General features: G+C 72.5%; 4 protein-coding genes and 1 tRNA gene. 2 read left to right on the forward strand and 3 right to left on the reverse strand.

Annotated features, from left to right (window positions below; genetic code table 11):
* Both AOK22_RS13625 and AOK22_RS13630 read right to left on the reverse strand, forming a co-directional pair.
* The coding region (locus AOK22_RS13625; protein WP_157872235.1) for a condensation domain-containing protein at nt 1-1,998 on the reverse strand (1,998 nt) is incomplete at its 3' end.
* A 15-nt stretch (nt 1,999-2,013) separates the two neighbouring features.
* Nucleotides 2,014-10,641 (reverse strand): SDR family NAD(P)-dependent oxidoreductase, encoded by an 8,628-nt coding sequence (locus tag AOK22_RS13630; protein ID WP_425264024.1) that lies wholly within the window; start codon nt 10,639-10,641, stop codon nt 2,014-2,016.
* Between the two features lie 606 nt (nt 10,642-11,247).
* Here AOK22_RS13630 and AOK22_RS13635 point away from each other — a divergent pair.
* On the forward strand, nt 11,248-12,006 hold the full coding sequence (locus tag AOK22_RS13635; protein WP_055698896.1) for a 3-hydroxyacyl-CoA dehydrogenase: 759 nt from the start codon (nt 11,248-11,250) through the stop codon (nt 12,004-12,006).
* A 280-nt stretch (nt 12,007-12,286) separates the two neighbouring features.
* A complete protein-coding gene (locus AOK22_RS13640; protein WP_244164774.1) occupies nt 12,287-13,510 on the forward strand; it encodes an acyltransferase family protein in 1,224 nt (407 codons plus the stop codon).
* Nucleotides 13,511-13,610: 100 nt separating this feature from the next.
* On the opposite strand, the gene AOK22_RS13645 is transcribed toward AOK22_RS13640, so the two are convergent.
* Nucleotides 13,611-13,684 (reverse strand) — tRNA-Pro (locus AOK22_RS13645).
* Nucleotides 13,685-13,687 lie beyond the last annotated feature (3 nt).

Consider the following 13,687-nt stretch of genomic DNA (forward strand, 5'->3'; position numbering starts at 1 on the left):
CGACCCCGACGTATAGATCACATACGCCACGTCGGCCGGCCCGGAGGAGTCGTCGGCGCGGCCCAGGTCTCCGTCCGGCAGTCCGGACCACGCCTCGGCGTCCGCCCGCACGTCCACCACGGGGATGCCGACCGTGTCCAGCCCCTCCGGAACCTCACCGTCGGTGATCAGTACGCCGGGCGCGCTGTCCCGCAGCACGTGTTCCAGCCGCTCGACGGGGGCGGCCGGGTCCAGCGGCACATAACCGCCACCCGCCTTCAGCACCGCCAGCACCGCCACCACAATGAGCTCACTGCGCGGCAGACACAGACCCACCAACGTCTCGCGACCCACACCCAGTTCACGCAAATGCCGCGCCAGACGATTCGCCCGCGCATTCAGCTCGCCATACGTCAGCGACACGCCCTCGAACTCGACCGCCACCGCGTCCGACGCCCCGGCCACCACCGACTCGAACCACTCATGAACACACCTCTCCTCCGACACCAGACCCACCGGAGCCGCGTTCCACTCCTCCAGCACCCGCCGACGCTCGGCCGGGGGAAGCTCGGAGAGGTGGGAGACGGGCTGCTCGGGGGCGGCGGCCACGGCGGTGAGGACGCTGGTGTAGTGGCGTATGAAGCGCCGGATGGTCTCGGCGTCGAAGAGGCCGGTGTTGTACTCAATGAATCCGGCGAGCCCCTCGGGGGTCTCGCGGAGGTCGAGGGTGAGGTCGAACTTGGTTGCCCGGACGTCGAACTCGACCGGCAGGACCTCCAGTTCGCCGAAGCGGGTCTCCTCGGCGGTCTGCGCCTCCTGGAGGACGAACATCGTCTGGAAGACGGGCGAGTGGGCGAGGCTGCGCTCCAGCCGCAGGGCGTCGACCACGGCCTCGAAGGGGACGTCCTGGTGCGCGTACGCCTCCAGGGCACGCTGCTTCACCTGGGCGAGCAGCTCGGGGAAGGCCGGGTCTCCGGAGAGGTCGGCGCGCATCACCAGGGTGTTGGCGAAGAAACCGATGAGGCCTTCGAGTTCGGACCGGCCCCGGTTGGCGACGACCGTGCCGACGGCGACGTCGGTCTCCTGGGTGTAGCGGTGCAGTAGAGCGGTGTAGGCGGCGAACAGCGTCATGTAGAGCGTGGCGTCGTACCGCGCGCCGATCTCCCGCAGGGCGTCGAGGAGTTCGGCGGGGCAGCGGAACGTCTCGCGTGCGCCGTCGTACGTCTTGACCGCCGGGCGCTCCCGGTCGGCGGGCAGCGACAGGCGGGGATTGACGCCCGCGAGACGCTCGCGCCAGTACGCCACCTGCGGTCCGCGCACCGTCTCGTCGAGCCAACGGCGCTGCCAGCTCGCGTAGTCCGGGTACTGGACGGGCAGCGGTTCCAGCGGCGAGGGGCGTCCGGCGCGGAACGCCTCGTAGAGGGCGACGAGGTCGCGGTAGAGGACCCCGATCGACCAGCCGTCGGAGACGCTGTGGTGCATGGTGACCAGCAGGACGTGCTCCTGCGCGGACGCGCGCAGGAGCCGCGCCCGGATCAGCGTGTCGTGCTCCAGGTCGAAGGGGGCGGCCGCCTCCCGTGCGCAGATGTCGGAGAGCGCGGCGGGGTCGGCGAGCTCCTCCAGGCCGACCTCGAAGTCGCCGCCGTCGAGGACGTGCTGGTAGGGCACGCCGTCGTGGTCCACGAAGCGGGTGCGCAGGGCCTCGTGGCGCCGCACCACCTCGCGCAGCGCGTCCACCAGCGCGGCGCGGTCCAGGCGGCCGCGCAGCCGTACGGCCATCGGGATGTTGTACGCGGCACCCGCACCGTCCAACTGGGCCAGGAACCACAGGCGTTGCTGGGTGAAGGACAGTGGTACGGGCTCGTCGTCCCCGCGTGCCGACAGGGGGATGACGCCGAGCGCGAAGAGGTCGACGCCCTGCTTCTCCAGCAGCGCCATCAGGGCGCGTCGTCGCCGGGGCTCCAGGGAGCGGATCCTGTGGACCAGGTCCTGCACGCCCGGCTCATTGGTGATGGTCATCGTCGTCCCGTCTGCTTACTTCGCGATGTCCAGCGCGTCGAGCTCCGCGTCGCTCATGGCCTCGACGAGGGCGATGCCCTCGAGGACGGCCCTGACGTCGAGGGCTCCGGCGGATCCGTCGGGGGTGCGGCGCTCCAGCTCGGCCGCCATGTCGGCCAGGCGCGGGGCGTCGAAGAGTGCCTGGACCGGCAGCTGTGCTCCGGTGCGCCGTTCCAGTTGGTTGATCAGGCGGGTCGCCAGGAGCGAATTGCCGCCCAGGGAGAGGAAGTTGCTGGTCCGGCCGAGCTCGCTCGCGTCGATGTCGAGCAGCTCCGACCAGACGTCGACGAGCGTCCGCTCGGCGTCGGTCAGGCCCGGGTCCGCGGGTCGCGCGGGCCGGGGTGCCGGGGTTCCGGCGCGGGTCTGGTGTCCGTCGGCCGCGTCCTGGTGCCCGGAGGCGGGTGACGCGGCGCCGGACGGCGCGGGCGCCCCCGGCCGCCGGCCGACCCAGTACTGTCCGGGCACGAAGGCCGTCGTCGGCAGTTCCACGAACCGGCGTCGCCCGTCGTGGAGTTCGGCCCACGGCACGGCCGTTCCGCGCACCCACAGTTCGGCGAGGTGCTCCAGCGCGCGGTCCGTGACGAGTCCGGCGAGGAACGCCTCGCCCCGGACGCCGGACAGGACGGTGCCCAGCGGGCCCGCGTCCTCCTCGGCGTTGCCGTGGTGGACCGGTACGGGCGCGGGCGTGTCGCCCCGGGCCCCGGCGTCGTCCGCGCAGAACCATCGCAGGCCCTGCCGCAGCTCCGCCACGGAGCCCGCCACCACGGCGAGCCGCTCGGGCAGCGTCTCGCGGCCCAGCTGCGAGGTGTACGCGATGTCCGCCAGGCGCGCGGCCGGGACGTCACCGCCGTCGTGACCGGCCCCGCCGTCGCCTTCGCCGTCCAGGTACGCGTCCAGACGCCGGGCCGCCGTCCGCAGCCGCTCGGGCGTGCCGGCGGACACCACGACCAGTTGGGGTCCCGCCTGCGCCGTGGCGTCGGTCTCCGCGTCCTGTGTGACGGGCGGCGCCTCGACGACGATACTGACGTGGCTGCCGCCCGCGGCAACGGAGTTGATGAGCGCGCGACGGGGAGCGGGGTCTGTGTCGGCGTCCGCCACGGCGCGCGGCCGCCAGTCGGTCAGCTCCTCGCACAGGTTCAGCGCGGTGCCGTCGAAGTCCAGGTGGGGGTTCGGGTCGCCCGCCGCCACGAGGGGCGTGAGCTCCCGGTGGCGCATCTGGAGGACGACCTTGGTCAGCTGGGCGATGCCGGAGGCCGCCTCGGGGTGGCCGAGGTTGGACTTCACGGTGCCGAGCGCCACCGGCTCGGTGACCTCGGAGAACACCTCGCGCAGCGCGCCGAACTCGACCTCGTCGGAGAACGCCGTGCCGTTGGCCGCCGCCTCGACGTACCCGATGGAGTCCGCCGCGACTCCGGCCTGTTCCAGCGCCCGCCGCATGACCTTCACCTGCGTCCTGCGGCTCGGTGTCATGAAGCCGTTGGCCCGGCCGCCGTGCATGCTGGCCGTGCCCTTGATGACGGCGTGGACGCGGTCGCCGTCGCGCAGCGCCGCGTCCAGCGGCTTGAGCAGCACCGCGCCGACGGCCTCGGCGGGCAGATAGCCGTCCCCGTCGCGGAAGCTGCGGCTGCCCGGCCCGCTGCCGAGCAGCTGGAGTTCGGCGAGCGCCACGTACTTGTCCGGGTGGACCGTGAGGTTGATGCCACCCGCGACGGCCAGCTCGGTCTCGCCGCGCAGGACGTCGGCGCAGGCCAGGTGGACGGCCATGGCCGACGACGCGCACATGCTGTCCACGGCCAGGCTCGGCCCTTCGAGACCGAAGAAGTGCGACACGCGGTTGGCGATCATGTTGTACGAGGCCGCGGAGGTCAGCGCCGCGAGGGCGGGGTCCGCCGACTCGTCGGCGCGGTACAGGTGGTAGGCCGCGCCGACGTACACGCCGACGCGCCGCCCGTAGCGCCGCTCGATGACCTCCTGCGTCACGCCGCTCTGCTCCAGGAGCTGCCAGACGGTCTCCAGGAAGAGCCGCTGCTGCGGGTCCAGGGCGGCGGCCTCGCGCGGCGAGATGCCGAAGAGCAGCGGGTCGAACCGGTCGACGCCGTCCAGGAAGCCGCCCCACTTGCCGGGCCGCGCCCGGTCGTCGGCCAGGTCGCCGAAGAGCGCCTCGTGGTCCCAGCGGTCGGCGGGCACCTCGGTGACGCCGTCCTTGCCGCCGCGGAGGTTCGCCCACAGCGCGCCGAGGTCGTCGGCCTGCGGGTAGCGCCCGCTGATGCCGATGATCGCCACGTCCCGGGTAGCGGGGGCGGGCGGTTCCGTGGCGCGGTCGCGTGCGGTGACGCGGACGTCTTCCCGTACGACGGGTGCGACCGGAGCCGCGGGGCCCGCGTCGGCCACGGGTGCCTCGGCGGCCACGGGGGTACGCGGCGCGGGCACCGCGGTGCGCTCGGGGACCCCGACCAGTGCCCGCAGGGCCTGCGGGTGGTCGGTGATGAAGTACCGGGCCAGGTCGCGGACGGTCTCGACCTCGAAGAGCAGCGTGCGCGACAGCCTGCCGAACGACTCCTCGAGGCCGGAGATCACGCCCACCGCGATGACCGAGTCCATGCCGTACCGCTCCAGGGGCGCGTCGGCGGAGATGCGCTCGGGGGTGAGCTTGAGCGACGCCGCGAGCACGCGCCGCAGGTGAGCCACCGCCTTGTCCTCCAGCACCGCGTCGTCGTCCGAGGCGGTGAGGGTGTTCGAGGCGCCGAGGGTGTTCGAGGTGTCGAGGGTGCCCGAGGTGTCGAAGGTGTGCGAGGCCCCGACGGCATTCGGCGCCACGACGGCCCCGGCCTCGACGTCGGCCGCGGCCTCCGCATCACCCGCGACCTCGGCACCGCCTGCGGCCTCGGCGCCGACCAGCTGCCCGAGCACCCCGTCCCGCTCCCCCACGAGCACGGTCATCCGCCCCTCCGTGAGGCCGTTGTCCCCCGGAGCCAGGGCGCACCGCAGCGCCCTCAGTCCCCGTGCGGTGTCCAGCGGGGCCAGGCCGACGCTGCGCAGGTTCTCCCGCACGGCGCCGCCTCCCATGCCGCCCTCCTCCCAGAGGGGCCAGCCGATCGACACGGCCCTGCCGTGCCGCGCGCCGGCGTCGGCCAGCGCGTTGCGGTAGGTGGCGTACGCGTCCATGAACGCGTTGCCCGCCGCGTAGTCGCCCTGTCCGGCGTTGCCGAAGGCCCCGGCGATCGACGAGAAGCACAGGAAGACGTCCAGCGGCTGGTCGCTGCTGAGCTCGTCGAGGTGCACCAGGCCGGCGACCTTGGGGGCGAGGACCCGCGCCAGCTCCTCCTCGCTCTTGCGGAGCAGGAAGCCGTCCGCGAGGACGCCCGCGCTGTGCACGATGCCCGTCAACGGACCGTGGTTGTCCGCGACATGGGCGAGCACCCGGGCGACCGCGTCGCGGTCGGCCACGTCGGCGCGCTGGTAGTCGACGGTGAGGCCGGCCGCGCGCAGCGCGTTCAGCGCGCCGCGCCGCTCCTCGTCGAGCGGCGAGCGGCCGGTGAGGACCACGGTGGCGTGCCGGACGGACGCGGCGATCTCGTGCGCGACGATCCGGCCGAGCCCACCGGCTCCCCCGGTGATCAGGTAGACGCCGTCCTCACGCCACGGCGTGGCCGCGGCGCGGGCGGAACGGATCTCGGCGTGGCGGGCGAGCAGGCGCCGCCCGTCGCGGTGGCGCACCTCCGGTTCGGGCTCGTACGCCGCCTCGGCGGCCAGCCGGGCGGCGACGGTCTCCGGGGCCGCGCCGTCGAGGCACTCGACGTACTGCGTGTGCAGCCGGGGGTTCTCCTGGTGGGCGGTGCGCAGCAGGCCCGCGAGGCCGCCGTAGCAGGCCAGGCGTTCGCGCTCGGCGCCGTCCGTCGCGGCCGAGCCGACCAGGGCGACCTGGAACAGCGCCGGCTGCCGCACACCTGCCTGGAGGACCGTCCGGAGCAGGGTGAACACGTGCTCGGCGGTCTGCGCATACGTGTCGGCCGGCGCGCCGTCGGCGAGGTCCACGAAGTGGCTCGCCGTCCCGGCGGGCAGCGCGGCGCGAAGGGTGTCGCGTTCTCCGTTTCCGAGCCGGCCGATCACCACGAGGTGGCGCTCGGCGAAGGCCGCGTCGGCGCGACCTTCGCCGGTCGCGGCGGCCTGCTCGACCCACGTGGACCGCAGCAGGACCATCTCGCCCGGCGCGTCGATGCCCTTGCCCGCCCCCGCCGGGGCGGAGCCCCCCACCTGCGCACGGCCCGCGGGCGCGGGCTCCGCGTCGAACCAGCACCGGTCCTGGGCGAAGGGGTACCCGGGCAGGCCGACGCGGTGCGGAAGCGGCGCCGGGCCGCGCAGCGAAGCCCAGTCCACCGTGGCTCCCCGGCCCCACAGACGCAGCAGCTCACCGGGCTCCGCGCGGTCCGTCCAGTCCGACACGGCCGTGCGCAGCGCGAGTTCGTCGGCCGCGCCGGGCAGATGGCCGGGCCGCACGGTGTCGCGCACCCACTCGCCCGTACCGCCGGGAGAGGACACGAACGCGTCGAGGTGCGCGCGGGCCTCGTCGAGCGAGGAGGCGGCGAAGGCGAGCCGCTCCTCCAGAGCCATCCGACCCGTCTGAAGGGTCCACGCGACATCCGGGAGCGTCCACGCGACGTCCGGGAACGCCCCGTCGGCGAGTTCTCCGAGGCGCGTCCACAACTGCCGCGCCTGTGCGACGAGTTGGCTCTCGCTCTGCGCGGAGAGCACGAGCAGCTCGGGGCGCGTCGCGCGGGCGGGCCGCGCCGGGCGCGGGGCCGACGGCACGTACTCGGCGACGACGAGATGCGCGTTGGAACCGCCTGCGCCGAAGCCGGAGACCCCGGCGGTCCGCGGGAGCGCCCCCGGCGTCCCGTCGGCCGCACCGGCCGGCCGCCGCCACGGCTCCAGGTGCTGCTGCACCCGGAACGGAGTGCTGTCGAAGTCGATGCGCGGGTTGAGCGTGTCGGAGTGCAGGCTGGGCACGAGCTCGCCGTGGCGCATCTGCAGGAGCACCTTGGTGAGGCCCGCGATGCCCGCCGCGCTCTCACAGTGCCCGATGTTGGACTTGACCGAGCCGATCGCGCAGCGCTCCGGGCGCACGCCGTGTGCCTCGAATGCCTTGTTCAGGCCGACGACTTCGAGCGGGTCGCCCAGGGCCGTGCCGGTGCCGTGGGCCTCCAGGTAGCCGAGCGAGCGGGCGTCGACGCCCGCGCCCGCCAGCGCCTGCGCGATGACCGCGCCCTGCGCCGCCGGGGACGGCACCGAATAGCCCGAGGTCCGGCCGCCGTGGTTCAGGGCGGTCGCCTTGATCACGCCGTGGATGTGGTCCCCGTCGGCGATCGCCCGCTCCAGGGGCTTGAGCAGGACCGCGCCGACGCCCTCGCCCGGCACGTAGCCGTCGCCGCCCTCGCCGAAGCTGCGGCACCTGCCGTCGCTGGCGAGGAACCTGCGCTGACTGAGCATCAGGAACTTGTTGGGGTGGGAGTGGAGGTTCACACCACCGGCGAGGGCCGTCTCGCACTGGCCGCTCTTGATGGCCTCGCACGCCAGGTGAATGGCCGTCAGAGAGGACGAGCACATGGTGTCGACGGTCATGCTCGGGCCGGTGAAGTCGTAGAAGTACGACACCCGGTTGGCGACGCTCGACGCGCTGCCCGAGAGCGCGGCCTGCTGCCCGCGCTCCTGCGCCTGCGCGCCGTGCAGCTGGTACTCCTGGTACATCACGCCGACGAACACCCCGACCTTGCCGGCCGGACCCGCCGCGTATCCGGCGTCCTCAAGGGTGTGGTGGGCGCACTGGAGGAAGAGCCGCTCCTGGGGGTCGAGGAGTTCGGCCTCGTGCAGGGAGATCTGGAAGAACAGCGGGTCGAAGCGGTCGATCCCGTCGAGGAATCCGCCCCACTTCCCGGCGGAGGAACCGTCGGTGGCGACGTTGCGGCGGTGGTCCCAGCGGTCCGCGGGCACCTCACGGATGCAGTCGCGGCCCGCGCGGAGGTTCTGCCAGAACGTGTCCAGGTCCGGGGCCTCGGGATAGCGGCCGCTCAGGCCGATGATCGCGATGTCGGTGGCGGCGGGGGCCGCTGCCGGCGCGGGCACGACCGGCGTGATCCGGCTGTGCGCGTCCCGGTCCGCGGCGCGGTCCGCTTCCCGGCCCGCGGCGCCCGGCGCGTCCGCCAGGACACGGGTGCTCAGCCCGGTGACGTCCGCGCACACCCGGCCGTGCTCGTCGAGCACGGTGACGTCGAGGCGGGTCGTGGCGGCGGCCGGGTCGCTGCCCGGCTGGTGCCTGATCCAGGCGTACGCGGTGGCGGGTGTCGCGGCGTGGGCCACGACGTGCTCCACCGCGAACGGCAGCGCGGGCCTGGCCGGTCCCCCGTCGCGCGACCCGTGCGCCAGACGCAGTCCGACGGTGGCCTGAAGGGCGCCGTCGATGACGCTCGGGTGCAGGTGGCAGTCGTCCAGGGGCGGCGCCTCGGCGGGCAGACGGAGTTCGGCGAGCACCTGGGGGCGGCCGATCTCGTCGGTACCGAGGCGCAGTTCCACGAGGGAGCGCTGGGCCGGTCCGTAGTCCATGCCGACCTGGGCGTACAGCGCGTACACATCGGCGGCGGGGACGGTCCGGTCGGCGCAGGCCGCGCGCAGTTCGGCGAGCGGCGGGATGCTCCGGGCGGCGTCCGTGGGGAGGCCGGCGCGACCCTGGCTGTACGGCGTGCGCTCGCCGTCCGTGCCGGGGCCGTGGATGCTGTACTCCCAGCCGCGGCCCGGCAGTTCGCGTACGTCCACGTGGAGTTCGAGGCCCTGGGGGCCCGCGGTCGCGGGCCGCAGCCACACCACGTCGTCGAGGCGGACGGGACCGTCCGCGCGCCTTTCGCCAAGGGTTCGCGCGACCGCCGCGCGCGCCATCTCCAGCTGGGCGACGGCGGGCAGGATGCGCTCACCGCGCACTTGGTGGTCCCGCAGGAACGGCTCGTCGCCGTCGAACCGCGTGCGGTACGAGGCGCCTTCAGCGGCACCGCCGCCGGTGCCGCCGCCGTCCACGTCCGGCGCTTGGGCGTGCAGCAGGGAGTGCGGGCGGGCCTCCGCGGCCGGGCCGGGGACGTGCGGAGACGTCGCCCCCGCGTGCGGGTGCAGAGCGGCCAGCTCGGCGGTGAGGTCGTCGGCGACGGTCCGTACGGTCCGGTGCGCCGGGAACGCGGCGGGCGGGACCGGCACGCCGAAGCGGTCGGTCAGCCGGGCGGCGAGGCGGCCGAGTCCGGTGATGTCGAGCCCGAACTCGGCGAACTCGGCGTCCGGATCGACCTCGCCGGCCGGGACGTTCAGCTGGGCGGCGACCTCGTCGGTGAGCACGGCGAGGGTCGCGGCGCTCGCGTCGTCGGTGACCCGTGCGGCAGGAGTACGGGGGGCGGTGGCCCTGTCGGCCGCTGCCCTCTCCTGCGGCGCCGGCTCCCCCAGCCCGGCCGCGACCTCGGCGATCGACCGGTACTCGAACATGACGGTCGGTGAGAGCTGCCGGGCCAGCCGGTCCTCCAGCTCGGGCACCAGGGACACCAGGTCCGCCGAGGCGAGCCCCAGTTCGTAGAAGCTTCCGTGGACGTCGACCTGTGCCGACGGCGTCCCGAGGCGCGCCCCGACCAGCTCGCGGAGCACGGTGCCGACATCGCGTCCGGCGGCCGGGGCATCGATCGGATCGGGCACGTGGGCCGGGACAGGACCGGGACCACCGACGGCCGAGGCGGCGGGCTCGTCCCGCACGTCGAGCGCCGTCACCGACCGGACCCGCTTGGCCGCGAGCCGCCCGATCTCGGCGACCTTCGCGCCGTTCTCGTCGTAGAACTCCACTGCCAGACGGATGAGTTCGTCGTCCCTGCGCATCGAGTCGGCGGGGACCCTGACGAAGCAGCGCGTACCCAGCGGGGCGGCCGCCCGGAACGACTCGAAGACGAGCGGCAGATAGAGGCCCTCGGCGCTCTCGCCCTCGTGCAGCATGTGGCTGCCCACACTGCCGCCGAGCAATCCGCCCTCGAACAGCGCGGGGTGGAAGAGGAAGCCGTCCGCGGTGTCGCGGTACGCGGTGCCGAGCTCGACCTCGGCGACCCAGTCGGCAGCGCGGTGGTGCACCGTGCCGCCGATCCTCATCAGGCCCGAGTGGTGCAGTTCGCGCTCGCGCAGCCAGGTGTAGATGTCGGTGAGACGTGTGACCCGGTCGACGTCGGTGAGCGGCAGCGGGAGCCTCTCCTCGAAGACGGCGGGGGTGCGCCGGTGCGCCGAGACGACCGCGTGCAGGACGTCCGTGGTGTCCTGGGCCCGGCGGCTGCGCACCTCGACGCGCAGCCCGCCCGCGGGGGCGGGTTTTCCGGCCACGGTGGTCCTGACCTCCTCACCGGGGGCGGCGACCAGTGGCGCCAGGATGGTGAGGTTCCGCAGTTCCACCTCGGGCATCGCGAAGCCGTGCCGGGCGAGGACCTGCAGCACCAGATCGACATATCCCACACCGGGCAGAAGACGGCGTCCGTGCACGACGTGACCGTGCAGCAAAGGATTGTCGGAGGTGACGGTGAAAGTCTCGTCGAATGACGACACGTCGCTCATCGTTATCCATTCCAGAACAGCATCGAACCAGCCCTGGAGCCCGGTCCGGGAACAACCGCGGAAGATTGACGAAACCTTTCCGGACGCCTTTCACGCAGGCATGCGCGAGTCGACTCGGAAGGAATCAGGGCACAACGCCACCAGCCCTGTCCGGACATGGCTGACCGCTGATGTCCGAGCAATGGAATGGCGTCGGGAAGGCAAGGAGCCCAGACGATACAGAAGATCGGCGACACCCCACCCACCTGCACGACGCAGGAGAGCGGGCGCGCTACGGCAGCACGAGACCTATGCTGCCGCAAACATCATTGGCAAAGTGAAAGTTTCCATCAAATATCCCCCGTTACAGTACGCACACTGCAGTTTGCAGCACCTTCGGGACTTCCGCGAAGGGACTCGATCCGCTTTTCGCTCTCCCATAAGGCTGACGCTGACGCTACCCCTCGGAAGCAACGCGATCAATAAGCAGAGTGTGATGATCCATTCCAGGCGCGGAACGGAGCGTGACATCTCCTCGGAACCCTTGTTCCTCACCTGCGCAAGATAGGATCACGCCCCTTCCGGGCACATCGGAACACCCCAGGACAGGAGCACAAGGTGCGAATCGAAGGAAGCGTCGCGCTGGTCACCGGCGGTACGTCAGGCCTCGGCCTGGCGACGGCGCGGGAACTGCGCGACCGGGGCGCGAGGGTGGTCGTTCTCGGCCGTTCCGCGCGGGGCGAGGAGGTCGCGGCGGAGCTGGGCGAGGGCGTCGTGTTCTCCCGGGGCGACGTCACCAGCGAGGAGGACGTCAGCGCCGCGGTCGACCTCGCGGCGAGCCTCGGCACCCTGCGCATAGCCGTGAACTGCGCGGGGATCGGCAACGCGTTCAGGACCGTCGGCAAGAACGGCCCGTTCCCCTTGGACGCGTTCGCCAAGGTCGTCCAGGTCAACCTGATCGGCACCTTCAACGTGGTCCGGCTCGCCGCCGCGCGCATGACGCGCTACGAGGAGGCGGGCGAGGAGCGCGGCGTGATCATCAACACCTCGTCCGCGGCGGCGTACGACGGCCAGATCGGGCAGGCCGCCTACGCGGCCTCCAAGGCCGGCATCGCGGGCATGACCCTGCCGCTCGCCCGCGATCTCGCCCATGAGCGGATCCGCGTGGTCACGATCGCGCCAGGCCTGTTCCGCACGCCCATGTTCGACGTGCTCCCGGACTCCGCGATCGACGCACTGGGCCGCCAGGTCCCGCACCCGGCCCGCCTCGGCCACCCCGAGGAGTACGCCGCGTTCGCCGCGCACGTCGTGGAGAACCCCATGCTCAACGGCGAGACGGTCAGGCTGGACGGCGCCATCAGAATGGCTCCCAGGTAGCGGAGTCCACGGCGGCCGGATCGCGCCATGACGGAACGTCAGGGGCGATTATCGGCCAGAGTTTCCGAACTGCGCGCCATGGATGGCTGATTCAGCACTTTTCATCGTGTCCCGCCGTCGCTTTTGATGATCGCCAGCTGTGGGCTTCCCTCTGCCTGCCGCCCCCTCTGGGCGCGCGGGGGTACCGCGGCGTTCCCAACCGGCCTGCTCACAGCGGTACTTGGGCGCCGCCCCTGTTCCGAATCACCTCACACCCTGGAGGCACGGACTCATGTCCGGCGTGCCCACTTCCGGCCAACTGCCGTCGACCGCTTCCAGCCGTCTGCCGTCACTGACAAGCCTGCGCTTCATCCTGGCCTGTCCCGTGATCTGGTACCACATGTCCTTCTCCTCGGGACTCTTCGACGGCTCCCTGCACGACGGGCTCGGCACCGTCTATCCGTTCGCCGCGGGCGCGGTCAGCGGCTTCTTCGTCCTGTCCGGCTTCGTGCTCGCCTGGGTGCACCGGCCGGACGACCGGCCCCGCGCCTTCCTGCGGCGCCGGCTGTGGAAGATCTTCCCGAACCATCTGCTCGGCTGGACCGCGACGTTGGTGTTCTTCACCGTCACCGTCGCCCAGGTCCCCGTCGTCGCTCCGCCCGGCCACGACGCGACGTCCGCCCTCACCAGCCTCTTCCTGGTGCAGGACTGGGTGCCGGACTCGGACGTGTTCGGGGGCTTCAACACCCCGGCGTGGTCGATCTCCTGCGAGTTGTTCTTCTACGCCCTGTTCCCCGCGCTCATCGTCCTGGTCCGCAAGATCCCCGCCGAGCGGCTGCGCCGCGCGTGGCTGGGCCTCACCGCCGCGATCCTCCTCATGCCGCTGGTGTCCACGCTCGTCCCGGGCCCGAAGCTGTACGACTGGTTCCCCATCAACGAGCACAGCATGTGGTTCAGCTACAACTTCCCGCCCGTGCGGCTGCTGGAGTTCGTGCTCGGCATCGTGACCGCCCGCATGCTGCAGACCGGCGTCTGGCCCCGCGTCAGCAACTGGGTGGTGGCCGGCGGGTTCGTCGTGTTCGTCCTCGCGCTGCCGGCCCTGCCCCCGCAGTACGCGTTCGCCACCGGGATGGCGCCGATGCTCGCCGCGCTCATCGCCAAGATCGCCGTCGCCGACCAGGAGGGCCGCTCGCGCCTGCTGCCCCGGCCCGCCCTCATCACCCTGGGCGACGCCTCGTACGCCCTCTACATCACGCACTTCCCCCTGATGATGGCCGTCCGCCACGCGCTCGGGCGCGAGCCGGACCTGTCCACGGGCGCCCGCTTCGGCGTCGTGTTCGCGATGATCGCCGTGTCGGTGGCCCTCTCCGTGGTCATCCACCGCTACTTCGAGCTGCCCCTGATGCGCCGCTTCTCCAAGAGCCGCACGTCCCAGCGGGTCACGGCACGACCCGAGTCCGCGACCGCCCCCAAGACAGAGCCCGAGCCCGAGTCGGCCCAGGACCGCGCCCCCTCGGCGACCTGAGTCCAGGAGCCGGAAGAAGGCGACGGACCGGCACCGGAAACGAAAGAGAGGCCGCATCGGATCTTCTCCGATGCGGCCTCTCCCTCACGACTTCGCAAAGTCGGGACGACAGGATTTGAACCTGCGACCCCTTGACCCCCAGTCAAGTGCGCTACCAAGCTGCGCCACGTCCCGTTG

Origin of the sequence: Streptomyces silaceus (assembly GCF_001419745.1) — a bacterium.
In the GTDB taxonomy this organism is placed as follows: Bacteria; Actinomycetota; Actinomycetes; order Streptomycetales; family Streptomycetaceae; genus Streptomyces; species Streptomyces silaceus.